Source organism: Collimonas sp. OK607 (assembly GCF_900111995.1).
GTDB lineage: Bacteria > Pseudomonadota > Gammaproteobacteria > Burkholderiales > Burkholderiaceae_D > Collimonas.
Map to the genome: position 1 here is coordinate 13,603 of NZ_FOKF01000027.1, position 25,563 is coordinate 39,165.

At 57.9% G+C, this 25,563-nt stretch carries 26 protein-coding genes; 23 read left to right on the top strand and 3 right to left on the bottom strand.

All coding sequences use genetic code 11. The annotated features are described in order from the left end of the window. Window positions 1-108: 108 nt before the first annotated feature. The 11 genes from BM029_RS17440 to BM029_RS17490 all read left to right on the top strand — a co-directional run bounded on the left by BM029_RS17440 (window position 109) and on the right by BM029_RS17490 (window position 12,426). On the top strand, window positions 109-990 hold the full coding sequence (locus tag BM029_RS17440) for a CheR family methyltransferase (protein WP_092438152.1): 882 nt from the start codon (window positions 109-111) through the stop codon (window positions 988-990). Beyond that, window positions 987-1,670, top strand: a complete 684-nt coding sequence (cheD, locus tag BM029_RS17445) for a chemoreceptor glutamine deamidase CheD (RefSeq protein ID WP_092438154.1) — start codon at window positions 987-989, stop codon at window positions 1,668-1,670. Before BM029_RS17440 ends, cheD begins: the two co-directional genes overlap by 4 nt. A gap of 56 nt (window positions 1,671-1,726) precedes the next feature. Then, a complete protein-coding gene (locus tag BM029_RS17450; protein WP_244545112.1) occupies window positions 1,727-2,749 on the top strand; it encodes a protein-glutamate methylesterase/protein-glutamine glutaminase in 1,023 nt (340 codons plus the stop codon). A 133-nt stretch (window positions 2,750-2,882) separates the two neighbouring features. Further along, window positions 2,883-3,281, top strand: a complete 399-nt coding sequence (cheY, locus tag BM029_RS17455) for a chemotaxis response regulator CheY (protein ID WP_092438158.1) — start codon at window positions 2,883-2,885, stop codon at window positions 3,279-3,281. 1 nt (window position 3,282) lies between these two features. Then, window positions 3,283-3,924 (top strand): protein phosphatase CheZ, encoded by a 642-nt coding sequence (gene cheZ / locus BM029_RS17460; RefSeq protein WP_092438160.1) that lies wholly within the window; start codon window positions 3,283-3,285, stop codon window positions 3,922-3,924. 580 nt (window positions 3,925-4,504) lie between these two features. Continuing rightward, a complete protein-coding gene (gene flhB, locus BM029_RS17465) occupies window positions 4,505-5,647 on the top strand; it encodes a flagellar biosynthesis protein FlhB (RefSeq protein ID WP_092438162.1) in 1,143 nt (380 codons plus the stop codon). Beyond that, window positions 5,644-7,749, top strand: a complete 2,106-nt coding sequence (gene flhA, locus BM029_RS17470; protein WP_244545108.1) for a flagellar biosynthesis protein FlhA — start codon at window positions 5,644-5,646, stop codon at window positions 7,747-7,749. Before flhB ends, flhA begins: the two co-directional genes overlap by 4 nt. Window positions 7,750-7,751: 2 nt before the next feature. Further along, window positions 7,752-10,220, top strand: coding sequence for a flagellar biosynthesis protein FlhF (gene flhF, locus BM029_RS17475; RefSeq protein WP_244545109.1), 2,469 nt, complete (start codon window positions 7,752-7,754; stop codon window positions 10,218-10,220). Beyond that, window positions 10,159-11,061: a P-loop NTPase family protein gene (locus BM029_RS17480; RefSeq protein ID WP_092438166.1), complete on the top strand. Its 903-nt coding sequence runs from the start codon at window positions 10,159-10,161 to the stop codon at window positions 11,059-11,061. The genes flhF and BM029_RS17480 overlap by 62 nt, the downstream gene beginning before the upstream one ends. A 68-nt stretch (window positions 11,062-11,129) precedes the next feature. Next, window positions 11,130-11,873, top strand: coding sequence for an RNA polymerase sigma factor FliA (locus tag BM029_RS17485; protein WP_092438168.1), 744 nt, complete (start codon window positions 11,130-11,132; stop codon window positions 11,871-11,873). A gap of 1 nt (window position 11,874) precedes the next feature. Beyond that, complete coding sequence (locus tag BM029_RS17490; protein ID WP_092438169.1) at window positions 11,875-12,426, top strand: flagellar protein FlhE; 552 nt, start codon at window positions 11,875-11,877, stop codon at window positions 12,424-12,426. Between the two features lie 36 nt (window positions 12,427-12,462). Here the strand turns inward: BM029_RS17490 and BM029_RS17495 are convergent, their stop codons facing one another. From BM029_RS17495 to flgA, 3 genes are all read right to left on the bottom strand, one after another. Then, window positions 12,463-12,933 carry a flagella synthesis protein FlgN gene (locus BM029_RS17495; protein WP_092438171.1) on the bottom strand — a complete coding sequence of 157 codons (471 nt, stop codon included), beginning with the start codon at window positions 12,931-12,933 and terminating at the stop codon, window positions 12,463-12,465. Then, on the bottom strand, window positions 12,930-13,274 hold the full coding sequence (flgM, locus tag BM029_RS17500; protein WP_092438173.1) for a flagellar biosynthesis anti-sigma factor FlgM: 345 nt from the start codon (window positions 13,272-13,274) through the stop codon (window positions 12,930-12,932). Before flgM ends, BM029_RS17495 begins: the two co-directional genes overlap by 4 nt. Before the next feature lie 95 nt (window positions 13,275-13,369). Continuing rightward, entirely contained in the window at window positions 13,370-14,158 is a 789-nt protein-coding gene (flgA, locus tag BM029_RS17505) for a flagellar basal body P-ring formation chaperone FlgA (RefSeq protein WP_092438175.1), read from the bottom strand. A gap of 211 nt (window positions 14,159-14,369) precedes the next feature. Here flgA and BM029_RS17510 point away from each other — a divergent pair, with 211 nt between their 5' ends. The 12 genes from BM029_RS17510 to flgL all read left to right on the top strand — a co-directional run bounded on the left by BM029_RS17510 (window position 14,370) and on the right by flgL (window position 25,542). Beyond that, window positions 14,370-14,639 (top strand): helix-turn-helix domain-containing protein, encoded by a 270-nt coding sequence (locus BM029_RS17510; RefSeq protein WP_092438177.1) that lies wholly within the window; start codon window positions 14,370-14,372, stop codon window positions 14,637-14,639. Between the two features lie 156 nt (window positions 14,640-14,795). Continuing rightward, the gene (gene flgB / locus BM029_RS17515) at window positions 14,796-15,203 is read left to right on the top strand and encodes a flagellar basal body rod protein FlgB (RefSeq protein WP_092438178.1); all 408 of its coding nucleotides are present in this window, start codon (window positions 14,796-14,798) and stop codon (window positions 15,201-15,203) included. Window positions 15,204-15,267: 64 nt separating this feature from the next. After that, complete coding sequence (gene flgC, locus BM029_RS17520) at window positions 15,268-15,675, top strand: flagellar basal body rod protein FlgC (protein ID WP_092438180.1); 408 nt, start codon at window positions 15,268-15,270, stop codon at window positions 15,673-15,675. Window positions 15,676-15,749: 74 nt separating this feature from the next. Continuing rightward, on the top strand, window positions 15,750-16,412 hold the full coding sequence (locus tag BM029_RS17525; RefSeq protein ID WP_092438182.1) for a flagellar hook assembly protein FlgD: 663 nt from the start codon (window positions 15,750-15,752) through the stop codon (window positions 16,410-16,412). 78 nt (window positions 16,413-16,490) lie between these two features. Further along, window positions 16,491-17,696 carry a flagellar hook protein FlgE gene (gene flgE / locus BM029_RS17530; RefSeq protein ID WP_092438184.1) on the top strand — a complete coding sequence of 402 codons (1,206 nt, stop codon included), beginning with the start codon at window positions 16,491-16,493 and terminating at the stop codon, window positions 17,694-17,696. A 58-nt stretch (window positions 17,697-17,754) separates the two neighbouring features. Further along, window positions 17,755-18,501 carry a flagellar basal body rod protein FlgF gene (locus BM029_RS17535; protein WP_092438186.1) on the top strand — a complete coding sequence of 249 codons (747 nt, stop codon included), beginning with the start codon at window positions 17,755-17,757 and terminating at the stop codon, window positions 18,499-18,501. Window positions 18,502-18,569: 68 nt separating this feature from the next. Continuing rightward, complete coding sequence (gene flgG / locus BM029_RS17540; RefSeq protein WP_092438188.1) at window positions 18,570-19,352, top strand: flagellar basal-body rod protein FlgG; 783 nt, start codon at window positions 18,570-18,572, stop codon at window positions 19,350-19,352. Next, complete coding sequence (locus tag BM029_RS17545; protein WP_092438190.1) at window positions 19,352-20,035, top strand: flagellar basal body L-ring protein FlgH; 684 nt, start codon at window positions 19,352-19,354, stop codon at window positions 20,033-20,035. The genes flgG and BM029_RS17545 overlap by 1 nt, the downstream gene beginning before the upstream one ends. A 2-nt stretch (window positions 20,036-20,037) precedes the next feature. After that, complete coding sequence (locus BM029_RS17550) at window positions 20,038-21,189, top strand: flagellar basal body P-ring protein FlgI (RefSeq protein ID WP_371329134.1); 1,152 nt, start codon at window positions 20,038-20,040, stop codon at window positions 21,187-21,189. An 8-nt stretch (window positions 21,190-21,197) separates the two neighbouring features. Continuing rightward, window positions 21,198-22,175 carry a flagellar assembly peptidoglycan hydrolase FlgJ gene (flgJ, locus tag BM029_RS17555; RefSeq protein WP_092438192.1) on the top strand — a complete coding sequence of 326 codons (978 nt, stop codon included), beginning with the start codon at window positions 21,198-21,200 and terminating at the stop codon, window positions 22,173-22,175. A 111-nt stretch (window positions 22,176-22,286) separates the two neighbouring features. Continuing rightward, window positions 22,287-24,260 (top strand): flagellar hook-associated protein FlgK, encoded by a 1,974-nt coding sequence (flgK, locus tag BM029_RS17560; RefSeq protein WP_092438193.1) that lies wholly within the window; start codon window positions 22,287-22,289, stop codon window positions 24,258-24,260. A gap of 70 nt (window positions 24,261-24,330) precedes the next feature. Further along, window positions 24,331-25,542: a flagellar hook-associated protein FlgL gene (gene flgL, locus BM029_RS17565; RefSeq protein ID WP_092438195.1), complete on the top strand. Its 1,212-nt coding sequence runs from the start codon at window positions 24,331-24,333 to the stop codon at window positions 25,540-25,542. Window positions 25,543-25,563: the final 21 nt, after the last annotated feature.

A 25,563-nucleotide genomic window follows, 5' to 3' on the forward strand; every position in this document is an offset into this window, starting at 1 on the left:
GCCGCGCACCGTTTTCAGCCGACAACGACTGGCAACCATTTTAACCACCCGTCTCATGCGCGTTACATGCATGTTACATGTCAAGGCTTACTGAGCAAGGCTTACTAAATGAGCATCAAGCAGACTGCCCGTCCGGTTGCGACTTCAGCACGGGATTTTTTGCTGACCGATAGCGATTTCTCCCGCGTCCGTGCGCTGATTCACCAGCGTGCCGGTATTGCGTTGGGGGAGCAGAAGCGTGAAATGGTTTACAGCCGTCTGTCACGCCGTTTGCGCGAACTTGGCATGAGCGACTTTACCTCGTATCTGGCATTGCTGGAATCCGAGAAGGACAGTGCTGAATGGCAATCTTTCACCAATGCCTTGACTACCAATCTGACGGCTTTTTTTCGCGAAGCACATCATTTTCCATTGCTGGCCGAGCATATGAAAAATTGCACGACACCGGTGACGGTCTGGTGTTCCGCCGCTTCCACCGGAGAAGAGCCGTACTCGATCGCGATGACCTTGATTGAAGCGTTGGGCAGTCGCGCCAATACCGCCACGGTCATCGCAACCGACATCGATACCCAGGTCCTGGAAAAAGCGGCGACCGGCGTCTACACCATGGAGCAGGTCAGCAAATTGCCGTTGGAACGTCTCAGGCGTTTCTTCCTGAAGGGCAGCGGCGTCCGCGAGGGGCAGGTGCGGATACGGCCGGAAGTGGCCGCCATGGTGCAATTCAGCCAGCTCAACTTGCTGGATACGCAGTGGGGACTGAAAGAACAGTTTGACGCCATTTTCTGTCGCAACGTGATGATCTATTTCGACAAGCCGACGCAGAACAAGATCCTGCAGCGGTTTGCGCCGCTGATGAAATCTCATGGCTTGTTGTTTGCCGGGCATTCCGAGAATTTTTCTTATGCCAGCCAGCCGTTCCGGCTGCGCGGACAAACTGTTTACGAGCTGAACCGTGAGCTGGATTCCCGGCAAACCAAGGGCGGCACATGATTTCAGCTGCGGAAGAGTCGGTGGCGACTCATCATTACTTCGATCGCGAGTTCGACAGCGCGGCGGTCAAGCTATTGCCGAATGAATACTACGTCACGCCGGACGACATGATGTTGAGCACGGTGCTCGGCTCTTGCGTGTCTGCCTGCGTGCGCGATAGTACTGCCGGCATCGGCGGCATGAATCATTTCATGCTGCCGGACGACGATAGTTCCGGGGGCAGCAGGAACGGTAGCAACGCCACGGCCTCCATGCGCTACGGCGCTTATGCAATGGAAATGTTGCTGAACGAGCTGCTCAAGGCAGGCGCCCGGCGCGAACGCCTGGAAGCCAAGGTATTCGGCGGCGGTGCGGTGCTGGCCAATATGACGATGCTGAATATCGGCGATCGCAATGCCGATTTTGTGTTGCGCTATTTGCAGATGGAGCAGGTGCGGGTGGCAGCGCAAGACTTGCGCGGCAATTTACCGCGACGGATCAGCTATTTTCCCAAAAGCGGCAAGGTCCTGGTGCGCAAGCTGCACCGCATCAACGATGTCGAGCAGATCCAGCGCGATGAGCAGCAACTGGTGCAGACACTGGCACAGCAGCCGGTGCGCAGCAGGGTTGAATTATTTGATACGACGAATCGTACGGCGACTCGCAAGAAGGTCGTACTACAAGGTGGGGGCAGCGCGTGAACGATAAAAAAATCAAAGTACTGTGCGTGGACGATTCAGCGCTGATACGCAGCTTGATGACAGAGATCATCAATAGCCAGCCGGACATGACGGTGGTAGCGACTGCACCTGATCCGTTGGTGGCGCGGGATCTGATCAAGCAGTTGAATCCGGATGTGCTGACTCTGGACGTCGAAATGCCGCGCATGGATGGTCTCGATTTCCTGGAAAAACTGATGCGGCTGCGGCCGATGCCGGTGTTGATGGTGTCCTCGCTGACTGAACGTGGTTCGGAAATAACGCTGCGGGCGCTGGAGCTGGGAGCGGTCGATTTCGTCACCAAGCCGCGCCTCGGCATCCGCGAAGGTTTGCTGGAATATACCGACCTGATTGCCGATAAGATCCGCGCCGCCGCCCGTGCCCGCTTGCAGTCGGCGCGTCGACCCGGCGTCGATGCAAAGACGGGGACGGGATTGACGCCGATGCTCCACAGCCCATTATTGAGTACTGAAAAACTGATCATCATCGGCGCCTCCACCGGCGGCACCGAAGCGATCCGCGAAGTATTGCAACCGCTGCCTCCGGATAGTCCCGGCATCATGATCGCGCAGCATATGCCGCCCGGCTTTACCCGGTCGTTTGCGCAGCGCCTGGATGGTTTGTGCCGAATCACCGTCAAAGAAGCCGAACACGGCGAGCGGGTACTGCCTGGCCATGCCTACATCGCCCCAGGAGGCTTTCATCTGTCGCTGGCACGCAGCGGCGCCAACTACGTTGCCCATCTGGACCAGGAAGCGGCGGTCAATCGCCATCGGCCATCGATCGATGTGTTGTTCGATTCGGTAGCCAGGCACGCCGGCAAGAACGCCATCGGCATGATCCTGACCGGCATGGGGCGCGACGGTGCGGCAGGTTTGCTGCGCATGCGCCAGGCCGGCGCCTACACCCTGGCGCAAGACGAAGCCAGTTGTGTCGTATTCGGCATGCCGCGCGAAGCGATTGAGATGGGCGCGGCTAACGAGGTAGCCGGAATCAGTGAGATGAGCCAGCGTTTGATGGCGCGTCTGATGTCATACGGCGAACGTTCTAACCGGGTATGAGTGGTGACGGCAGGTCCGACCTGTTCTTTTCCTGCATTTGTGACGTTATATAGAAAGAGCGTCAGGAATTTGTGCAAGTTTCAATTGCTGGCAGGTCCTATTTTTAGTGTGGAGTATTTAGTGCGGAGTAATCATGGTTGATAAAAGTATCAAAATTCTGGTCGTGGACGATTTTCCGACCATGCGGCGGATTGTACGAAATCTTTTGAAGGAGCTGGATTTCGTCAATGTCGACGAAGCCGAAGACGGCGCAGCAGGACTGGCCAAGCTCAAGGATGGCAATTTCGGCTTTGTCGTATCGGACTGGAACATGCCGAACATGGACGGCCTGACCATGTTGCAATCGATCCGTGCCGATCCTGCCATGGCCAAACTGCCGGTGCTGATGGTAACTGCCGAAGCCAAAAAGGAAAACATCATCGCCGCTGCCCAGGCCGGCGCCAACGGTTACGTGGTCAAGCCCTTTACTGCGGCAACTCTGGAGGAGAAGATCACCAAGATATTCGAGAAAATTGCGAAAGAGAGCGCGTGATATGAGCCTGCACGCCTTACAGATGCCGGCCGCCGGAGATTCCGCCGAGCAGCTGGTCAACCGCATCGGGCACCTGACGCGCCTGTTGCGCGAGAGCATGCGAGAGCTAGGCCTGGACCAGGAAATCGCCAAAGCAGCGCAAGCAATCCCAGACGCCCGCGACCGTTTGAACTATGTGGCGGCGATGACCGAGCGCGCAGCCGAAAGAGCTCTGAACGCAATCGACGTCGCCCAGCCAATCCAGGAAAAACTAAGCAAGCAAGCCAAGACCCTCAATCAGCGTTGGGACGAGTGGTTCGTCAGCCCGGTAGAGCTCGACGACGCACGAGTGCTGGTGCTGGACACGCGCAATTATCTGAAAGACGTACCGCAGCAAGCCTCAGCCATCAATGCACAACTGATGGAAATCATGATGGCACAGGACTTCCAGGATCTGACTGGGCAGGTAATCAAGAAGATGATGGAAGTCGTGCACGAAATGGAGAAGCAGCTGCTACAGGTATTAATCGACAACACGCCCCTGGAAAAACGTAGCGACAACAACAGCTTGCTGAATGGTCCGCAAATGAAAGCTGACGAGAATCCAGACGCGGTTTCCGATCAAGAGCAAGTCGATGACTTGCTGTCCAGCCTGGGGTTTTAGGAGCCAAGTAGATTAAATAATAATCACAGACCGTCATGGCAACAAGGCTATTGCAGTTGCGGTTGTTTTTGATGTGGTTTTTGAATTTGAAGTCCGCATTGGGACGCTGCTAAATGTGGCGCGTGTCAGTCGGGAATTGTGGGAAGACATGTTTGAGCGCAGCGAGTTGGTCTTTCCACCCGGCTGATACGCACCACATTTGGGGACCTGACCGAAGGGAGGGCAATGGCTTTGCGGTCGCCTTTCTTTGCTTACTTTCTTTGGCGAAGCAAAGTGAGTAGCTGCCGGGCTACCCCCGGCATGTATCCACGGAGTAGCTACCGTTTTAGATAACGCTGAACCCTCGTCGCATGCAACAACACGTACTCCGTGGGCCGTTAAATGGGGTCAGAGTAATTTTCGCAAAGGGCGCGAAAAAAAACTCTGACCCCATTTAACTACAGCGCCAATGCTGGCAATTCCCGTCGATTGCCCGAGCAACACTCCGTTCCCCACCCTGTTTGGCCGATTGCATCCCCCCGCTTGCATCAATAATCCACATTGATAGGGCGCAATTCGTCCCTTCTGGTACGGAGCATGCATGGCGGAAGAAAGCGATCTCGAAAAAACGGAACCCGGTTCTCCACGCCGCCTCGAAAAGGCGCGTGAAGAAGGCCAGGTTGCCCGTTCACGCGAGTTAAGCACCTTCGTCATGCTCACCACCGGCATCGGCGGCCTGTGGCTAACGGCAGTACCCATGGCCGAACACATCGGCCACGCCCTGCGCAACGGCATGCAATTCAAGCGCGCCGCCGCCTTCGATACCTCTTACATGCTAACCCAGGCCGCCGCCGCCGCGCAGGAAGCCCTGCAAGCCCTGCTACCGCTGCTGGGCATGATGGCACTGGCAGCACTGACAGCACCGTTAATGCTAGGCGGATGGCTGTTCTCGCCAGACGCAATAGCGCCGAAATTCTCAAAACTCAATCCGGTAGCCGGCATCGGCCGCATCTTCTCCAGCCAATCCCTGGCCGAGCTAATCAAAGCGTGCACCAAATCGGTACTGGTCGGCGGCATCGCCTACTGGGTCATTTCCCGTAACCTGGACAATCTGCTCGGCCTGCTGAGCGAGCCGATACATGGCGCCCTGGCGCACACGGTACGGCTAGTGGCCAATTGCTGCGGCCTGATCATCGCGTCGCTGCTACTGGTGGCAGCCATCGATGTGCCATACCAGCTGTGGACCTATTACCGCAAGCTACGCATGACGCGCGAAGAATTGAAACAGGAACACAAGGAAAGCGAAGGCGATCCCCATGTCAAAAGCCAGATCCGCCGTCAGCAACAGCAGATGGCGCGGCGTCGCATGATGGCCGAAGTCGCCACTGCCGACGTAGTCGTCACCAACCCGACCCACTTCGCAGTCGCCCTCAAATATAGCGACAAAGAAATGCGCGCCCCCCGGGTGGTTGCCAAAGGCACCGACCTGGTGGCGTTGCGGATTCGCGCAATCGGTGCCGAACACAAGATCCCGATGCTGGAAGCGCCACCCTTGACCCGTGCGCTATATCGCCATACCAATCTGGGCGAAGAGATTCCGGCCGCCCTGTATACCGCGGTGGCCGAAGTGCTGGCCTGGGTATACCAATTGCAGCGCTGGCGCAGCGAAGGCGGCATTGCACCACGCACGCCAGCTGATTTACCGGTTCCCGATTCACTTGACACATTAGGAAGCCCGGCATGAAGCCCGCAGGTTCAGATTTCTCATTCAGTGCCTTGCCACGCTTAGGCGCGGCGTTATTGGCAGGCAACAGCATCAAGGGCATGGCAGGCCCGGTGCTGATCATCATGATTCTCGGCATGATGATCCTGCCTTTGCCGCCGTTCCTGCTCGATTTGCTGTTCACTTTCAATATCGCACTGTCGGTGATGGTGCTGCTGGTCAGCATGTACACCATGAAAGCACTGGATTTCGCCGCTTTCCCGGCGGTCTTGTTGTTTTCTACTTTGCTGCGCTTGTCGCTCAATGTGGCTTCCACCCGCGTGGTGCTGCTGGAAGGCCATACCGGGCCGGATGCCGCAGGCAAAGTGATCGAAGCCTTCGGCCACTTTCTGGTGGGCGGCAATTTCGCCGTCGGTATCGTGGTGTTCGTGATCCTGGTGGTGATCAATTTCATGGTCATTACCAAGGGCGCCGGACGGATTGCCGAAGTCGGCGCGCGCTTCACGCTGGATGCGATGCCAGGCAAGCAGATGGCGATCGACGCCGATTTGAACGCCGGCCTGATCGGCGAAGACGTAGCGCGTAAACGCCGCGCCGAAGTCGCCCAGGAAGCGGATTTCTACGGTTCCATGGACGGCGCCAGCAAGTTCGTGCGCGGCGATGCGGTGGCAGGTTTGCTGATCATGGTGATCAACGTGGTCGGCGGTCTCATCGTCGGCGTCGCTCAGCATGGCCTGGATATTTCGGTGGCGGCCAAGAATTACACTCTGCTGACCATTGGCGACGGTCTGGTAGCACAGATTCCGGCGCTGGTAATTTCCACTGCCGCCGGCGTGATCGTCTCGCGCGTGACTACCGATGAGGATGTCGGCCAGCAGTTGATGGGGCAGTTGTTCTCCAATCCGCAAGTGCTGTTCCTGACCGCGGGCATTATCGGCTTGATGGGGCTGGTGCCGGGCATGCCGCACGTGGCGTTCCTGATTATCTCTGGCGGCCTGGTGTATCTCGGCCGCCGTTTGCTGCAACGTACTGCCGCAGCCGAGTATGCGGCCGCAACGCCGCCGCCGTCTGCCGCTGCAGCAGAACCAGCCGACGCCAGCTGGGATGACGTGGCGCTGGTAGATCCGCTAGGGCTGGAAGTCGGCTATCGCTTGATTTCATTGGTGGACCGCAGCCAGGACGGTGAATTGTTGGGACGGATCAAGAGCATACGCAAGAAATTTGCCCAGGACATCGGGTTCCTGGTGCCGGTAGTGCACATCCGCGACAACCTCGAACTCAAGCCGAACACCTATGTGATTACCCTCAAAGGCGTACAGATCGCCCAAGGCGAAGCATGGCCGGGGCAATGGATGGCGATCAATCCGGGGCAGGTCAGCGCGACGTTGCCAGGTACCCAGACTGTCGATCCGGCGTTTGGCTTGCCGGCGTTCTGGATCGAAAACCATATGCGGGAGCAGGCGCAGATCTTTGGCTATACCGTGGTCGACGCCAGCACAGTGATCGCTACTCATCTGAATCATCTGATCCATGCCCATTCGGCCGAACTGCTGGGGCGCCAGGAAGTGCAACAACTGCTGGACCGGGTCGGCAAGGACGCGCCGAAGCTGATCGAGGACCTGGTGCCGAAGATGCTGTCGCTGACGACCTTGCAGAAAGTACTGCAAAACTTGCTGGATGAAGGTGTTTCGATCCGCGACATGCGCACCATTCTCGATGTGCTGCTAGAGCACGGCGCCACAGTCACCGATGCCAATGAGTTGACATCGCTGGTGCGGCTGGCGCTGGGACGCGCTATCACGCAACAACTATTCCCGGGGACCGGCGAGTTGCAGGTGATTGGTCTCGACAGTTCGCTTGACAGGGTCCTGTTGCAGGCGTTGACCAACGGCAGCGGCCTGGAGCCGGGCCTGGCCGACAGTTTGTTGACACAAACACAGGTTGCGATTGCGCGCCAGGAACAGTTCGGCTTGTCGCCGGTGCTGGTTGTGCAACATCCGTTGCGTGTCTTGCTGGCGCGATTCTTACGCCGCAGCTTGCCGCAGCTGAAGGTGCTGTCGCACGCCGAAATTCCTGATACCCGCACCATCAAAGTAACCGCCACCATCGGAGGCAAGGCTTGAACATGAGTAATCACATCGACAACCGCATCACCATCGTCGCCCCTTCCGGCCGCGAAGCGCTGCGCCTGGTACGCGAACGGCTGGGAGCGGATGCGATTATCGTTTCCAACCGGGTCACCGCTGCCGGCGCCGAAATCGTCGCCATGCTGGAAACTGCGCTTGATCAACAGATCGCCTTAACACCGCCAACGGCTGTCGTACCTGTCGCAGCGGCTACCGCAGTATCCGCACCAGTATCTCCACCTGTATCCGCGCCAGTATCGGTTGCGGTGCAGCCGGCGCCAGCCACAATCGCGTCCATCGGCAACGACAGCGTCATCAGCGAGATCCATTCGATGCGCGGCATGATCGAAGAGCAGTTGGCCGGCCTGGTGTGGAATGACAAACAGCGCCGCGATCCGGTGCGTGGCCATCTGCTGCGCACCTTGCTGGGCGCCGGCTTCAGCGCCAGCCTGGCGAAGGCGATGCTGGATCATTTGCCGACCGGTCAGAATTTTGCGACAGGCATGGCTTGGGTCAAAGCTGAACTGGCGCGCAATCTGCCATTGATGGAAAACGAAGACGCCATGATGGATAACGGTGGCGTCTACGCTTTGATGGGGCCGACCGGCGTCGGGAAAACCACCACTACCGCAAAGCTGGCGGCACGCTGTGTCATGCGTTTTGGCGCCGACAAGCTGGCGCTGCTGACTACTGACAGTTATCGGATCGGTGCGTTTGAACAGCTGCGCATCTACGGCAAGATCCTTGGCGTATCGGTGCATGCAGTGAAAGATGCGGCCGATTTGCGACTGGTGCTGGATGACCTGCGCGACAAGCACATGGTATTGATCGATACCGTCGGCAAGAGCCAGCGCGATCGCAGTGTCTCCGACCAGGTTGCCATGCTGTGCGGCGCCGGCCGGCCTGTCAAGCGCCTGCTGCTGCTGAATGCAGCCAGCCATGGCGATACCTTGAACGAAGTAGTGCATGCCTATAAAGACAGCGCCGGCGGCAATCAGCTGGCGGGTTGCATCTTTACAAAAACCGACGAGGCCACCCATCCGGGGGCATTGCTGGATACCGTGATACGCCATCGGCTGCCGGTGCACTACGTCTCCTGCGGCCAGAAAGTACCGGAAAACCTGATGATCGCCGAGCGTTCCGAGCTGGTCGACAGCGTGTTCAGAAGCGCCAGCCGGAGTGCCTTGTTCGTACCTGGCGAAGCCGATCTGGGCGAGTTGCCGGCGGCGTTGAGCAATGACACCGAGCTGGCGGTTGCCGCCGCAACTACGGAGCGCTTGCGCACGCAATGCCAGCAATTGATCCGGGTATTGGCGCATGATGCTGAAGAGCTGGCGGTCAACGCTGCTGCGCTGACCAACGGCAAGATCGGTTTCGAGGCAAGCAGCGCATTGTGGCGTGACATGGCAGACGACAGCGTCGGCAGCCAAGAGACGAGCCACAAGCTGTTGATGCAAGCGAATACAGAAATTGAGACTGCTTGCGCTACCTATGTGCTTGCGATCAGTGGCAAGACTGAATTGACTGCCAGCCGCAGCGGCGATGCCTACACTCTGCAATCCAGCGTAGTGCTGTCAGACCGCGATGGCATGCCGCTGGCGGCACCACATCAATTGTTGTCTACTGCGCGTGCGGCCGACACAGCGGGCGCCCTGCCAACCCCGGCGCAGCGCCAGCTAGCGTGGATTAGCAAGCAGGATTTCGGCAAGCCTCTGGTACACCTGCTCGACAGAATGCCGGCGTCAGATACGATTCAATCCTGGCAAGCTGATGGCCTGCTTTGGCTGACACGAGCGCGCGGCACGACCAGTGTGAAAGACGGCGCCGGCAAGACGACACTCGCAAAATTGACTACGCAGCTGACCTTCAGTGCTCCCCAGGAGGTCGTCTACAAAGGCAAACCGGCGCAACAAACGCTGGCAGAGGTTGCTGTCAATTTGCCAGGCGACGACACAATGCATGGCGCGTACCTGTCCAACTTGCGTTGCGTGGTCTCGCGCATTGCCGATCCACACAACGGCAAGCTGCTTGCCAGCTGGTATTTGCTGAGCAATGTCGCGTCGTCGGCGACGGCATCGCAACTTGTGGCATGGACTTGCTGGAAACAAGCCGCCGATCCCTATTACAAACTGCTTAAACAGGCCATCCAGCAACTTGATGCTTGCACTGAACCAGGTGACGGCCACATGCAGAAGCGGCTGTTGATTGCGGCGCAGGTCAGCACCACCATTTGGCGTTTGGCGCACAGGCAGGATGGCTGGGCTGCTGCGGCACGCGCGCTTTTGGCGCAACTGGCGGGGCACCGGATACGTTCCGGCGCTATCACTGTCGCCTCCACGGCGGGGCTGTTTGAAGGATTCGGCAAATTGATCGCAGTGCTGGATGCGTTGGCGCTGGATGTCGAAAATGCGATTGACGCAACGCCTGCTCCTGCTGCGGCAAGCAGCGCCGCAGCGTTGCAAGGTTGAGGTGGCAGCTTTGAACAAAGTGGTCAGCGATCAGGCAGACGGTTTGCGCTGCCTGATGGCGCAGCATTCAGGTATGCACGCTGCACAAGTCATTGCATTGGTCGGCAGCAGTCCTCGGGTTGGCGTCACGAGTGTGGCGTTGAACCTGGCTGCGGCTCTGGTGCAACAAGGAAAGGAAGTGTTGTTGCTGGATGAGCAGAGCGGGGCGCAGTCGGCCACTGCGATGTCGGCGGCAGATGCGGCCGGTAGCTGGTCGGAGGTTGTTGTCGGTGGCGTGCCGCTGTCGGTTGCGGCATCGCGCATGGCTTGCGGCGCGTTGTTGTTGCGAGTGTCCAAAGACGATTCGACTGCAGCTGCAGTCGAGGTGCGCAGCGTGTTTCAAGGCCAGGTAATCCTGATCGACGCCAGCCTTGATGAAAACGGCGCGTTGTCGCCTTTGGCCGCACAGGCCGACGATGTGGTTGTGGTGTTGCAGCCGCAGGCGGCATCGATTACCGCGGCTTACACCTGTATCAAGCAATTGCACTATGCGCACGCGTTGCAGCGGTTGAGAATCATGGTCAATCTGGCGGCGGGCATGCCGGAAGCGCAGCGCGTATTGAGCAACCTGATCGCTACCGGCAGCCGTTATCTGGGATTGGCGCTGGAATCTGCCGGTTGCGTGGCGGCGGATCCGTATCTGGTACGCGCCCAAGGTCTGAAACTGAGCGTGGTAGAGGCATTCCAGACCAGTGTAGCGGCGGTCGATTTCCGTCGCATGGCTGCGCAGCTGCTGCAATGGCCCCGAATTGTTGCCACCCCGGTCGCCACTAAAGTTGCAGCCACCGTGAGGGCGCACTGATGAAATCGCGCATTGTTGTTAACCGAAATCTGAACACTGTGTGAGTAAGGCAGGAAGAGGAACCCATCATGTATACAGCTCAGGGAAAAATAGATAAATCCGATACGCTGGTGAAGTACGCGCCACTGGTGCGGCGCCTGGCGTTGCAGCTGATTGCGAAATTGCCGGCCAGCGTGGAACTGGACGACATGATCCAGGCCGGCATGCTGGGTTTGCTGGATGCCGCCAATCGTTATCAGGATGACCAGGGCGCGCAATTCGAAACCTATGCCAGCCAGCGCATTCGAGGTGCGATGCTGGATGAACTGCGCGCCAACGACTGGTTGTCGCGCGGCTTGCGGCAATCCTCGCGTAAGGTAGATGCGGCGGTGCAGGCATTGGAGCAGAAACTGTCGCGCTCGCCCACCGAACGTGAAATCGCAGCATCCATGCAACTGTCTTTGGAAGACTATCAGCATCTGCTGCAGGAAATTCACGGTTCGCAACTGGTGTATTACGAAGACTGCGAAGGCGGCAGCAACGAAAATTCCTTTCTCGACCGGCAGAACGGTACTGGCGATCGCTGCAGTGCTAACGATCCACTGCAGCGGATGCTGGATAGCGGCATGCGCCATATGCTGGTGGACGCGATTGGCCTGATGCCGGAGCGTGAGCGGCTGTTGCTCAGTTTGTATTACGAGCAAGAGATGAATTTGCGTGAAATCGGCGCCGTGCTGGAGGTCAGCCAGTCACGGGTGTGTCAGCTGCATAGCCAGGCTATCAGCCGCTTACGGGTGCGTTTGAGCGAAGCCAGCTGGAGCGAGGTAGCCTGAGATGGCGGTCTCGTCTTACGGCGTATCCAGATCGCGCGGATTATTGCGCAATTTATGTGTCGCTGCTTCCTGCTTGCTGGTGTTGCCGGCCGCAAGTGTCTATGGCGGCGACAGGCCAGCGGCGGCAATCAGTCTGAGCACTTATTTCGAGCGTAACAAAAATTTGGTGGCCGGCCCCGGCGCCATGCAACTTGACAGCGGCGCCATCACCGGTAGCGCCAGTCAAGTTACCGGTTCCTGGAGCAGTTCCACTTCTGTGCCGGCAATGTTCCGACGTGGCGTGCATTATCAATCGGCCCAGATTGCTCCGGTCGGCGGGGGGATCAATGCAACCTCGAAAACGCACCGGGTCGGCTGGCAATACAGCTTCCTGACTGCGCCGCCCGCCGGTATCCATGCTTACCTGTGCAATTACGCCAGATGCGTCGGTCTGACCAGCGTCAGCGGCAGCGGTTTTTCGAATTTTGTATTTGCTTTTGTTATCGACGGCCGAGGCTCCTTGACCCCCGCGTTGCAGGGATCGGCCAGCCAGGTATTGGTCAGCTACAAATAGAAACCGGGAAGCCCTGCCCGGGCCTGGTGCGGCGCTTCAGCCCGATGCCAGGCTATGGCCGTTGCCAAGTCCGACCTGATGCTTGCCATCTGCGCCGTACAGCGATTGCCCGTGGGCGCGCAGGTAATTGATGGAGCGTCGCACAAAATCCAGATGGGTATGGATCATGATGCCGTTGCGATGATTGTTGTCGCGGGCCTGGGCGGCGCTTTTCAGCAACGCATGCCACAGCTGTTGCGCATCGCTGCCACTGGCGGTAGCTACTGCGTCGCCACCTTCGCGCCCTGGTGCAAATCCGACCGCCTGCTGCCGCTGCTCTCGCTCCTGCTCAAGCAGGGTGATACGTTCGGCCAGCTCAGCCTTGCGCTCAGTGATGAGTGACAATTCCTCAAAACGGCTCTTGATCAGTGCCTCGGCCTCTTGATCCAGCAGGCTGAGGAAACTCTCCATGACGGCCCGTTCCTGGTAGAGGTGCTTGATCAGGTGCTTGGATAAGGCGCTGCTCATGACGGTTTCTTGCCCAGCAGGTCGCGTACCGTATCGAGCAAGCCGTCGGCGATCTTTTCGGGGTTGATCTGATAGCGGCCTTCGCTGATAGCCTGGCGGATCTCTGCCACCTTGGCCGCATCGAAATCGCCGGCGCCGGGTTGCAATAACTGGGTTTGCAGCTGGCGCACTTGCGCGGACAGTGAGTTCAGGGCGGCTGGCATAGGCGGACTGGCGCTGTTGGCGTTGCCGGTGGCCGAGGCGTCAGTGGATGCGGCACGGGCCGCACTATCCTTGCTGGACCCCACGTTGGCTTGATTCGGCACACTACTAAGCGGCTTTGCAGGTTGATCGATTTTCAAGATGTTTCCTCTAAGGGATCTGTCCGGTATAACGGCAGCTGGTATGAGAAGTTTAGGGTTATGGCAAAAAATAGAGTTTCTTGCAAGAATTGATGTCAATTAGGTAATTCAACCGAGCCGTCGGGCCGGACCAGGCCGCTCAGCATCTGACCGGCCTGGGTCTTGACCTGGATTGTCGCACCGGCAGCGGCATTGGTCATCGCCCGTCCTTCGGTGCTGACTACGAATCCCGAGCCCTGGGATTGTACTTTGACGTTTTGTCCCTGTTGTATCACGGTTGCGCCACGCAGCAGTTCCAGCCGCAGCGGCGCGCCCGAGGCAATCCGGTTCGAGGCTACCATGCCGCTGGCTTGCCGTGGGTTGGTAATCACGCCGCGAGGCAGGGCGCTGAGATCGCCCTGGCGCAACTGGATATCGGCGGCGCTCAGAGTGTCGCCGGCGTTGATGGGGCGGCTGGCTACATAATAATCCGCTACTACAGCCACATAGGCGGGAACATAGCGGGTCCACGATGGCGTCGCGAGACCGTCGCCGCTGCCAGTGCTGTTGCCATTACAGCGCAAGCCGACCGAGACGCGGCCCCACACCCGGGCGCCGTTGGGCAGGAAGGCTTCGAGCGCATCGCAGGGGGGCAGGGCGCCTGACATGGGCGTATCGATGCGAATGCTGACCTTGCCTGGCAGGCCGCCGGTCTGGGTCAGCAGGAACTGTTCAATCACGGGTTTGGCGCTGCCGCTGAGTTCTGCGGCCCGGGCGCATGCGGTATGGCTGCCGATGCTCAATCCTGCGGCTACAAGTAAGGACAGGAAGTGCGAGCAGGTAATTTTAGGAATGCGTGCAGAAAGACTCGCAGAACGGCGCCGCCGGAATAAATTCGCATGCATAAAAATCTTCCCTATCCAAAATCCGTTGCGGCCGAATATCCGCGATCAGATTCTAGACAATAGTCCGGCATCGCCAAGCGCCGAACTGGATAGCGATTCGCGTGTTGTTTGGGCCATTGGATTGAAATCCCATACCTATAATGAACTGTGAAAATTTGTCCTGCCGGCGCAAAGATCTGGCGGCCCACGCACAGTGAACTAAGGATATCGAATGGCGAATGTGAACGATTGCAATGAGGAGTTCCCGGCTACGCTGGCAGGCTTTCTGCGGCAGATGCGTTTGAAGCAAACCGGCGAGAACGGCAAGAGAATGTCGTTGACTGCAATGCACCGCCGTTGCGGTTTATCAGTACCGGTGCTGAGCAAACTCGAAACCGGCAGGGTAATCGATCCCAGCGGTTCGACTATCAAGCGGATACTCGCCGGCTACCAGCTTAGCTTCGACGACGTGGCCAGATATTTTCCGAATCCAAAAAGATGATGGTGTGTCTTTGAATCTCAATTCTGATTCTCAATCTTGATTCTTGATTTTGAATCTTGAATTAAAGCCCATTAAGCCGCCTGTTCCAGCGATTGCCGCCAGTTGCCGATACCTATAATCGCTTTCATCAAAAGGTCTGTTGAGGGTAGGTACAAGATGGTCGATAAACTGGATGCAGCACTGCGCTTTCAACAGGAAGCACTGAATTTGCGGGCGCGCCGGCAAGAAGTTTTGTCGTCGAATATCGCGCATGCCGACACGCCTAATTACAAGGCACGCGATTTCGATTTCAGCAGCAGCCTGACGCAAGCCATGGCGCAAGGCCGGCAAGCGCAATCGATCAGCATGGCAACCACTTCCGGGCGCCACATCCAGGGTGAAGCCACAGTCGCCGGCGATCCGGATTTATTGTATCGGGTGCCAACCCAATCCAGCATCGACGGCAACACAGTGGAGATGGATGTCGAGCGCGTCAATTTTACCGACAACGCTGTGCATTATGAGTCCGGCCTGACCATCATAGGCGCACAAATCAAGTCATTGCTGTCGGCAGTACAGCAATGATTAATTATTCAATGACCCGTCTGTAATAGCCAAGGGATCAGGTATGTCATCTTCCAATGTTTCCATGAATATTTTCGACGTTGCAGGTTCCGCCATGAGTGCGCAATCGCAACGCATGAACGTCACCGCCAGCAACCTGGCCAATGCCGATAGCGTGTCCGGCCCGGACGGCCAGCCGTATCGCGCCAAGCAGGTAGTGTTTGCAGTGGCGGCAGGCGATCAGCAAGACGGGTCCGCTGCGGTCGGCGGGGTGCAGGTAACGGGTGTGGTGGAAGACCAGTCGCCCTTGCGGATGGTGTACAACCCCAAGCATCCACTGGCCGATGCCAGCGGTTACGTCACCATGCCGAACGTCAACGTGGTGGAAGAAATGGTCAACATGATCTCGGCTTCGCGCTCGTATCAAGCCAACGTGGAAGTACTCAATACCGCCAAGACCATGATGTTGAAAACGCTGACGATTGGTCAGTGAGCAGTACAGCATTAAATTCAGAATCAATTGATTGAATAATTCGCGGTGTCGCACCGCATCAGGAGAGAACCATCATGGCAGTTTCGGGCGTCACATCAACGGATAACAGTGCGGCAAATGCGCTGGCGGGAGCGTCGTCCAGCAGTTCGGATCAAGAGCAGCGCTTTCTCAAATTGCTGGTTACTCAATTGAATAACCAGGATCCTCTGAATCCCTTGAGCAATTCTGAACTGACTTCCCAGCTGGCGCAGATGAGCACCGTCAGCGGCATCGAAAACCTGAATAGCACGCTGTCATCGCTGGTAGCGCAAACCGGCGCCAGCCAGACCCTGCAGGCGGCTTCATTGATCGGCCATACGGTATTGACGCCGGGCAGCGAGGTCGCGCTCAAGGACAGCGCCGCGACTTCGTTCGGGATCGACATGCAAGGTGGCGCCGATGCGGTCAAGGTCACGATTACAGACGCCGCCGGCAATACGGTACGGACGATTGATGTGGGAGCGCTGCCTCAAGGCACCAAGACCTTGTCATGGGACGGCAAGAACGATACCGGTACCGCGATGGGCGATGGCGCATACAAGATCAGCGTGGCCGCGTCTGTTGGCGGCAGCGCAGTCGCCGCCAACACGCTGACGTACTCGCAAGTTGCGAGCGTGGCGCAGACGGCCAGCGGCGTCACATTGAATCTGGGTGCAGCCGGTACGGTGGCATTGAGCGACGTTAAGCAATTTCTATAAATCCGGCTTTTTTCATTATTTTTCCGGCGCTCGGAAACTGAAAAAATTGCTGCAAATTGATTTCAAAAGGAGTTAACCATGGGTTTTCAACAAGGCGTAAGCGGATTGAATGCAAGTTCCAGCAATCTCGATGTGATCGGCAATAACGTTGCCAACTCGGGTACCGTGGGCTTCAAGGCAGGCAGTGTATTGTTTGCCGACGTATATGCAGGGTCGCGCGTCGGCCTGGGCACCCAGGTAGCTGGCGTTTCGCAGAATTTCACGCAGGGAGCGGTGCAGACCAGCACCCGCGCACTGGATGTGGCTATCACCAATGGCGATGGCTTTTTCCGCCTGGCCAGTCCTTCCGGCGAAGTATCTTATTCGCGCAATGGCCAGTTCAATATCGATAAAGACAACTACATCGTCAATTCCGGCGGCCTGCGCCTGACCGGCTACCAGGTTGGCGCTAACGGCAGCATCGCCGGCGGCTCGCCGGCACCGTTGCAGCTGCCGGCTACCGCAATGACGCCAAATGCGACCACCAAGATTAACGCGCAATACAACATCGATTCACGCAGCACGGTACCGGCAACTGCAACATTCGATGCGACCGATTCGACCAGTTTCAATTATCAGAATGCGGTTACCGGTTATGACTCGCTGGGTAATCCGCATGAAATCACGAATTTCTTTGTCAAGACCGCGGCCAATTCCTGGGACGTCTATCAAACCGTCGACGGCGGCGCCAGCAGCAACATCGGTTCGCTGGTCTTCGATGCGACCGGCACGCTGAAAACGCCAGCCAACGGCATTATTACGCCTCCTGCTCCGACCACGTTAACCAACGGCGCTAATCCGCTCAACTTCACGATCAACCTGACCGGCACTACGCAGTTCGGCAATGACAACGCTGTCGCCAAGCAGACTCAGGACGGTTACACCTCGGGCACTCTGACCGCCTTTGCAATCAATCCAAACGGCACGGTAACCGGCAAATATTCGAATGAACAGACCAAGACCCTGGGTCAGATCGTCTTGACTTCGTTTGCCAATCCGGACGGCTTGAAGTCCCAGGGCGGCAACGTGTGGTCGGAAACAGCGGCATCGGGCCAGCCTCTGGTCGGTACCGCCGGCGCCGGCACCAAGGTAGGTTCCTTGACATCCGGCGCGCTGGAATCTTCCAACGTCGACCTTACTGCCGAGCTGGTCAACATGATCATTGCGCAACGGACTTATCAAGCCAATGCGCAAACCGTGAAGACGCAGGATCAGGTCATGCAGACCTTGGTCAGCATGCGTTGATGATGGATTTCGTTAGCGTTAATGCTGGTGCTGCAATCGAAATTATCCAGGAGAAAACATGGATCGCATGATCTATATCGCCATGAGCGGCGCCAAGCAGGTCATGGAGCAGCAAGCTTCGGCGGCTAACAATATGGCGAACGTGTCGACTCCCGGGTTCCGGGCTCAGCTGAATAATTTCCGGGCGGTGCCGGTAGTCGGCCAGGAAGCGGCAACCAGGGCTTTTGTGGTGACATCGACACCAGGCGCCGACATGAGTAACGGGCCCGTGACGGAAACCGGGCGGCCGATGGATGTGGCGGTGCGCGGCGACGGCTGGCTGGCGGTGCAGACCGCAGACGGCGGCGAGGCGTATACCCGGGTCGGCAATTTGCAGGTTGGCGCCGACGGCCAGTTGATGACAATGAGCAAGTTGCCCGTAATCGGCGATGCCGGGCCGATGGCGGTGCCGCCGGGCGCCGCCGTGATGATCTCTGCCGACGGCCTGGTGAGCGCCATCGGCGCTGGCGATCCGGCCACCAATGTAGCCCAGGTTGGCCGTTTGAAACTGGTCAATCCGGCCGCTGCCGATTTGCAACGCGGCGATGACGGCCTGTTTCGCATGCGCGCCGGCGCCGCAACGCCGGATACCGATCCGACGGTGACGCTGCAGACCGGGGCGATCGAAGGCAGCAATGTCAATCCGGTGTCGGCGATGGTCGACATGATTGCCAATGCGCGCAGTTTTGAAATGCAGATGAAGGCGGTCAAGAGTGCCGATGAAAATGACCAGCGCGCGAACCAGTTGCTGAGCATGAGCACCTAATTTGCCGTCGTTATTTCACCGCAGTTATTTGACTGCAGTTAGTTTAATTTTTTGACAGGAATTTCACCATGATGCGTTCCCTTTCCATTGCCAAAAGCGGTCTCGACGCGCAACAGCAGCAGCTCGACGTGATTTCCAATAACCTGGCCAACGTCAGCACTACCGGCTTCAAGCGCAGCCGCGCGGTGTTCGAAGATCTGATGTATCAAAACCTGCGCCAGGTAGGCGGCCAGACTTCCGACCAGACCAATCTGCCGTCGGGTTTGCAGATCGGCACCGGGGTACGGCTGGTGGCGACCGAACGGATCCATACCCAGGGTAATCCGACCAAGACCGACAATACAAAAGATGTGGCGATCACCGGCGAAGGTTTTTTTCAGGTGCAAATGCCTGATGGCACCACGGCCTACACACGCGATGGTTCGTTTCAATCAGATTCGACCGGCCAGTTGGTCACCGCCAGCGGTTATCCGGTGCAACCGGCCATCACGATTCCGCAAAATGCTACCAGCATGACCATCGCCAAGGACGGCACGGTATCGGTAACCCAGGCTGGCAGCACTGCCAGCGTGCAGGTTGGCCAGATCCAGCTGGCGACCTTCTTGAATTCGACCGGCCTGCAAAGCAATGGCGAGAACCTGTACACGGAAACCAATGCTTCCGGCACCGCTAACCAAACCACACCGGGCCAGAACGGCGCCGGCACGCTGAGCCAGGGGTATACCGAATCGTCGAACGTGAATGTGGTGGAAGAACTGGTGAACATGATCCAGACCCAGCGTTCCTACGAAATCAACAGCAAGGCAGTCACCACTTCAGACCAGATGTTGCAGCGCCTGACGCAGTTGTGATGACGGAGCCGACATTGAAATATTGCGCCAAATTTTTGTTGCTGATGGCTGCGTTGCTAGGTGGTTGTGCGCAATTGCCGCGCGAGCCGCTGGTGCAGCAGCCCATGACCGCGCGCGCCGAAGTGCGTCCGGCAGTGGCAGTGAATGGCGCCATCTATCAATCCGGCTTCGGCAGCCAGGCTTTATTTGAGGATCGGCGGCCGCGCAATGTCGGCGATATCCTGACCATTATCGTCAGTGAGAACGTTAACGCCAGCAAGAATTCGGCCGCCAACGCCAGCCGCAACGGCAGCGCCAGTAGCGGCCTGGCGGCGATACCAAAGATTTTCGGTGGCTTGTTCGGTAATCTGGATACCGATGCCAAGGCCACCAACGCACTCACCTCCAAAGGCGGCGCCAATGCGGCCAATACCTTTAACGGCGTGATTACCGTTACCGTGACTGAAGTACTGGGCAACGGCAACCTGATGGTCAGCGGCGAGAAACAGATGATGATCAACCAGGGCACGGAATTCATCCGTTTTTCCGGCGTGGTCAATCCGCGCACGGTAAGCGGCAACAACAGCGTGGCCTCGACCCAGGTGGCCGATGCCAGAATCGAATATAGCGCCAAAGGCTATATCGACGAAGCACAAAACATGGGCTGGCTGCAGCGTTTCTTCCTCAACGTCTTACCGTTCTGACCATGCGATCACGAATTCAGCGTTTCCTTCAGCAATTTTTGCAACCTGCCGGCTGCAGTCGGGCCGGCTTGTGTTTGATGCTTTGCATGATGGGCAGTACGCCGGCAGTGCAGGCGGAGCGACTCAAGGAACTGGCCAGCATCCAGGGCGTGCGCGATAACCCGTTGATCGGCTACGGCCTGATGGTCGGCCTGGATGGCAGCGGCGACCAGACCATGCAAACGCCGTTCACCACGCAAACGTTGAACAACATGCTGTCGCAACTCGGCATTTCGATGGCGCCTGGCACCAACATGCAGCTGAAGAACGTGGCTGCAGTGATGGTGACCGCAACCTTGCCATCATTCGCACGACCCGGACAAAACATCGATGTCACAGTGTCTTCGATGGGTAACGCCAAGAGCCTGCGCGGCGGCACCTTGCTGATGACGCCGCTCAAGGGCGCCGACGGCACCGTGTATGCGATCGCCCAGGGCAATATGGTAGTGGGCGGCGCCGGCGCATCGGCCAACGGCAGCAAGGTGCAAATCAATCAGCTCAGCTCCGGCCGGATTCCTGCCGGCGCTATCGTCGAGCGTGCTGTGACTTCACCGCTGGGTGAGGCAAATACGCTGACCTTGGAATTGAATGTCTCCGATTTCGGCACGGCGCAGAAAGCAGTCGATGCGATCAATCGCAGTTTCGGCGCCGGTACCGCCAATGCCCTCGACGGACGGGTGATCCAGGTGGCGGCGCCGGCACAGGCGGAGGCGCGAGTGAGCTTCCTGGCGCGCATGGAAAATCTCGATATCACGCCGGCGCAGGCTGCTGCGCGGGTAGTCATCAATGCGCGCACCGGTTCGGTGGTAATGAACCAGACTGTGCGGGTACTGGATTGCGCGGTGGCACATGGCAATTTGTCAGTAGTGATCAACACCCAGCCTGTGATCAGCCAGCCTGGCCCGTTTTCAGGTGGCAGCACGGTGGTTACGCAGACCTCGCAAATCCAGGTGAACCAGTCCGGCGGCGCCTTGCAGGTAGTCAAGAGCGGTGCTTCACTGGCCGATGTGGTGAAAGGTTTGAATTCGCTGGGCGCCAATCCGCAGGATCTGGTCTCGATCCTGCAGGCGATGAAGGCAGCAGGTGCTTTGCGCGCCGAACTTGAAATCATTTGAGGTAGCGCATGAGTGTCTCCTGGCCTGCAGGAACTATCAATAGCAACAACCGCAGCGGCGATCTGGATCAACGCTTCGCGCTGGATGTGCAGGGCGTCGACGCTTTGCGCCGCACCACCAGGAATTCGCCGCAAGACGGTTTGAAACAGGTTTCGCGCCAGTTTGAAGCGATGTTCATGCAGATGGTGTTGAAAAGCATGCGCGAGGCGACACCGTCGGATGGCATGTTCGATAGCCAGCAGGAAAAAATGTATACCTCCATGCTGGATCAGCAACTGGCGCAGAATCTGTCAGGGCGCGGCCTTGGCCTGGCAGAAGCCATGCAGGCCCAGCTTAGCCGCACCGTCGATCCGGCCCAGCAGCAGCCATCGGCGCTCAGCAAGATGTCGGCGCAACTGCTGGAACAGCATCCGGCCCACCCCCCCGCAGCGGCTCCCGCGGCAGCGCCAATACCGAACTCCGGCAATTTGCAGAATCTATCCCTGTACGATGCGGCCGATTATGGTTCCGGGCGCAATGCCGCCGGTAACTCGCAAGGGTACGTCGACCAGTTCCTGTCCCGCATGACTTCTTCGGCACAGGTCGCCAGCAAGGCCAGCGGCGTGCCGGCGCAACTGATCCTGGCGCAGGCGGCACTGGAGTCGGGCTGGGGCAAGCGCGAAATCAAGGGCGACGACGGCAGCCGCAGCCATAACCTGTTTGGCATCAAGGCCAGCAAGGCATGGAAGGGGCCGGTGGTCCAGGCGGTCACGACCGAATACATAGATGGCGTGCCACAGCAGACCAAGGCTTCGTTCCGCGCGTACGCTTCGTATGACGAAGCATTCACCGACTACGCCCGATTCCTGGCGAGCAATCCGCGCTATGCGCAGGTGCTGGCGACGCGCGATCCGGCCGAGGCCGCACATGGCTTGCAACGCGCAGGCTACGCCACCGATCCGCAGTATGGCGAGAAGCTGGTGCGCATCATGAAGCAAATTCTCTGATTTCTTTGCATAGAACCGATCATTACCCTCAAATTTCCCGGGCTGCTGCCGTTATATCTTAAGTGAGCTTGGCGGAGTCGCCGGGCAGTTGCCCTCTTAAAGGACGAATGTATGGCAAACAGCTTGTTTTTTACCGGGCTCAGCGGGCTCAACGCAGCGCAAGCAGCAATGGTCACTACCGGCCACAACACAGCCAACGTGAATACGCCTGGTTATAGCCGGCAAACGGTGCAGATAGTGTCGGCTGGCGGCACCTATACCCCTACCGTCGGCTTTTTCGGCAACGGTGCACAAGTAGTTGATGTCAGCCGCAGTTACGATCAATTCCTGACATCGCAGCTGAACCAGGCGCAATCCACCAATCAGGCATTGACGACTTACTCTACCCAGATCAATCAGATTAACAATCTGCTGGCCAACCAGACCACCGGCCTGGCGCCGATGCTGCAGACCATGTTCAAAGGTGTGCAGGCTGTAGCCAATACACCGGCCGATACGGCGGCACGGCAACAATTGATCAGCTCAGGCCAGGCGTTGGCGAATCAGTTCCGCACCATGAGCCAGGTGCTGACCGGCCTGAACAGTAATGTCAACGATCAGATTTCCGGTTCTGTCGACCAGATCAATACCTACGCGACTCAGATCGCCAGCATCAACAAGCAGATCGCCTTGCTCAGCAACGCCGCCGGCGGTCAGGCTCCGAACGACTTGCTGGATCAGCGTGACAGCCTGGTGAACGGCTTGGGCCAATTGGTGGCGACCAAGGTGGTGGTGCAGGACGGTGGTCAATACAATGTATTTATCGGCACCGGCCAGACCCTGGTGTTAGGCGACAAGGCCTCCACCTTGAAGGCGGTTACTTCTGCTGCTGATCCCAGCCGTACTTCAGTGGCCCTGGTCAATGCTGCCGGTGTCGCGGTGGAATTGCAAGACAATGTAATCAGCGGCGGATCGATGGGCGGCTTGATGCAATTTCGTAACCAGACCTTGGGCGATGCCCAGAACGCCGTGGGACGGATGGCGATCGGCTTGGCCGACACTTTCAATGCCCAGCACAATCTGGGCATAGACTTGAATGGCGCCGCCGGCCAGGATTTTTTTTCGCAAGCCAGTCCGGTTGCAATTGCCAATGCGCGCAATACCGGTAACCTAGCGATCACTCCATCGTTCAGCGATACCACTCAACTGACTACCAGCGATTACCGGGTCGACGTTGTCAACGTCGCCGGCAGTCCGCAATATTCAGTGACGCGTCTGGCTGACAACAAAGTGGTTGGCAGTTATGCAAGCTTGCCAGCAAGTTTCGACGGCGTCTCGCTGCAAGCTGCCAGCGGCGCGCCGCAAGTCGGCGATTCCTTCCTGGTGCAACCGACGCGTACCGGAGCGCGCGATTTGACAGTGACGGTTACCGATCCTGCCAAGATAGCTGCCGCTGCGCCTATCGTCACCGGCAACGCGGCCGGTAATCTGGGCAGCGCCAGCATCAGTGCCGGCAAGGTCGACGCCGCGTATCTGGCGACACCGCTGACTACGCCGGTGACGCTCAAATACGACAGCACTACCGCGCCGGCCAGCCTCTCGGGCTTTCCTGCCAGTGCCGCAGTCACGGTAACCAATCCGGATGGCACGGTGGTCAACTATGGGGCCGGCGCCAGTGTCAGCTATACCGCCGGTGCTTCTTACAGTTTCAATGGCATCACGGCCACTGTCAGCGGTGCGCCGGCGAACGGCGATACCTTCACCGTCGGACCAAATGCCGGCGGCATTTCGGACGGCAGCAATGCCTTGCTGCTGGGCGCTTTGCAAAACACGAAAACGCTGGCCGGAGGTACCGCCAGCTATACCGATGCCTATGGTCAGCTGGTCAGCACGATTGGCAATAAAGCCAACCAGCTGACCGTCGCCAATACTGCACAAACCAGCCTGGCTGGACAAATCAAGGCGGCCCAGCAATCGGTGTCGGGAGTGAATCAAGATGAAGAAACCGCCAACTTGCTGATGTATCAGCAAATGTATCAGGCTAATGCCAAGGTGATCCAGACCGCCACGACCATGTTTAACGCGATCCTCGGGATTGCTGGCTGATGGATGTTTATGGCGGCCGTATTGGCCGGCAAGATGAGCTGCAGGATAAATTGTAATTCAGGAGAACCAGATGCGTATCAGTACCCAGTCGTTTTATGATCAAAGCATGGCTTCGATGAGCTCCCAGCAAACAAGTCTGTTGCGTGTGCAACAGCAGATCGGCTCCGGGACAAAAATCCTGACACCTTCCGACGATCCGCTTGGCGCAACCCGGGCACTGAGCGTATCGCAATCGATTTCTCTCAACGATCAATATTCGACCAGCCGTGCCCAGGCATCACGCACGTTGGGGCTGGAAGATAATACCCTGCAAAGCGTCACCACGCTTTTGCAAAATATCAAAGGCCTGGTGGTGCAAGCGGGTAACGGCTCGATGACCGATGCCGACCGCATGTCGGTAGCCACCAGCTTGCAAAGTAATTACGATCAATTGCTCGGCTTGGCGAATACCGATGACGGCAACGGCCAGTTTCTGTTCGCCGGTTTTAAAAGCGGTAGTGCGCCCTTCGTGCAACAAGCAGGCGGCAATGTACAGTATGTCGGCGATCAAGGTCAGCAACTACTGCAAGTTGACGTTTCGCGGCAGATGGCGGGAACCGATGACGGCCGCAGCATTTTTCAAAGTACGCAAGGCAGCGCAGGTTACGTCACGACTTCGGCAGCTGCCAATACCGGTGACGGCGTATACGGCGCTACTTCCGTGGTAGATGCTACCAATCCGGATTTCGGCAAGAATTTCTCGGTCCAATTCACCTCGGCTACCACGTTTACCGTGACCAATTCTGATACGCCACCGGTAGTGACGCCAGGTACTTACACATCCGGCACGCCGATTCAGTTCGGCGGGTTGCAGATTACCTTGACCGGCGCACCGGCCAGCGGCGACAGTTTTAACGTCAATACCGCAAAGAGCGCCAATCCTGACATGTTTGGCGCACTCAAGGATTTGATTGGCGCGCTCAGGACACCGGTCGACAACGGTACTCCTGCGGCCCAGGCGCAATTGCAGAATTCGCTAAGCACAGCCAACGTCAAGCTATCCAATTCGCTCGACAACGTGCTGACGGTGCGTTCGTCGGTGGGATCGCGCATGCAAGAGCTTGATACGCTCAACACGAATGGCGATGCCCGCAATTTATCGAATAAGAGCTATTTGTCTGACATCCAGGATCTTGACTACACCAGCGCGATTACCGAGTTGTATCAACGGCAGACGGCACTGCAGGCAACGCAGCAGACCTTCGTCCAGATTCGGAAAATTTCGCTGCTTAATTACCTCTAATACCGTTGAGCCGGGCCGTAG

Bases quoted from the DNA above. Each gene is read 5' to 3' on its own strand.
- flhB (WP_092438162.1), top strand. From the start codon at position 4,505: ATGGCGGAAGAAAGCGATCTCGAAAAAACGGAACCCGGTTCTCCACGC.
- BM029_RS17485 (WP_092438168.1), top strand. From the start codon at position 11,130: ATGTATACAGCTCAGGGAAAAATAGATAAATCCGATACGCTGGTGAAG.
- BM029_RS17495 (WP_092438171.1), bottom strand. From the start codon at position 12,933: ATGAGCAGCGCCTTATCCAAGCACCTGATCAAGCACCTCTACCAGGAA.
- flgE (WP_092438184.1), top strand. From the start codon at position 16,491: ATGGGTTTTCAACAAGGCGTAAGCGGATTGAATGCAAGTTCCAGCAAT.
- flgB (WP_092438178.1), top strand. From the start codon at position 14,796: ATGGTCGATAAACTGGATGCAGCACTGCGCTTTCAACAGGAAGCACTG.
- cheD (WP_092438154.1), top strand. From the start codon at position 987: ATGATTTCAGCTGCGGAAGAGTCGGTGGCGACTCATCATTACTTCGAT.
- flgG (WP_092438188.1), top strand. From the start codon at position 18,570: ATGATGCGTTCCCTTTCCATTGCCAAAAGCGGTCTCGACGCGCAACAG.
- flhF (WP_244545109.1), top strand. From the start codon at position 7,752: ATGAGTAATCACATCGACAACCGCATCACCATCGTCGCCCCTTCCGGC.
- BM029_RS17480 (WP_092438166.1), top strand. From the start codon at position 10,159: ATGCGATTGACGCAACGCCTGCTCCTGCTGCGGCAAGCAGCGCCGCAG.
- BM029_RS17490 (WP_092438169.1), top strand. From the start codon at position 11,875: ATGGCGGTCTCGTCTTACGGCGTATCCAGATCGCGCGGATTATTGCGC.
- flhA (WP_244545108.1), top strand. From the start codon at position 5,644: ATGAAGCCCGCAGGTTCAGATTTCTCATTCAGTGCCTTGCCACGCTTA.
- flgK (WP_092438193.1), top strand. From the start codon at position 22,287: ATGGCAAACAGCTTGTTTTTTACCGGGCTCAGCGGGCTCAACGCAGCG.
- flgJ (WP_092438192.1), top strand. From the start codon at position 21,198: ATGAGTGTCTCCTGGCCTGCAGGAACTATCAATAGCAACAACCGCAGC.
- BM029_RS17550 (WP_371329134.1), top strand. From the start codon at position 20,038: ATGCGATCACGAATTCAGCGTTTCCTTCAGCAATTTTTGCAACCTGCC.
- flgL (WP_092438195.1), top strand. From the start codon at position 24,331: ATGCGTATCAGTACCCAGTCGTTTTATGATCAAAGCATGGCTTCGATG.
- BM029_RS17545 (WP_092438190.1), top strand. From the start codon at position 19,352: ATGACGGAGCCGACATTGAAATATTGCGCCAAATTTTTGTTGCTGATG.
- flgC (WP_092438180.1), top strand. From the start codon at position 15,268: ATGAATATTTTCGACGTTGCAGGTTCCGCCATGAGTGCGCAATCGCAA.
- flgA (WP_092438175.1), bottom strand. From the start codon at position 14,158: ATGCATGCGAATTTATTCCGGCGGCGCCGTTCTGCGAGTCTTTCTGCA.
- BM029_RS17450 (WP_244545112.1), top strand. From the start codon at position 1,727: ATGACAGAGATCATCAATAGCCAGCCGGACATGACGGTGGTAGCGACT.
- BM029_RS17510 (WP_092438177.1), top strand. From the start codon at position 14,370: ATGGCGAATGTGAACGATTGCAATGAGGAGTTCCCGGCTACGCTGGCA.
- BM029_RS17535 (WP_092438186.1), top strand. From the start codon at position 17,755: ATGGATCGCATGATCTATATCGCCATGAGCGGCGCCAAGCAGGTCATG.
- BM029_RS17525 (WP_092438182.1), top strand. From the start codon at position 15,750: ATGGCAGTTTCGGGCGTCACATCAACGGATAACAGTGCGGCAAATGCG.
- cheZ (WP_092438160.1), top strand. From the start codon at position 3,283: ATGAGCCTGCACGCCTTACAGATGCCGGCCGCCGGAGATTCCGCCGAG.
- cheY (WP_092438158.1), top strand. From the start codon at position 2,883: ATGGTTGATAAAAGTATCAAAATTCTGGTCGTGGACGATTTTCCGACC.
- BM029_RS17440 (WP_092438152.1), top strand. From the start codon at position 109: ATGAGCATCAAGCAGACTGCCCGTCCGGTTGCGACTTCAGCACGGGAT.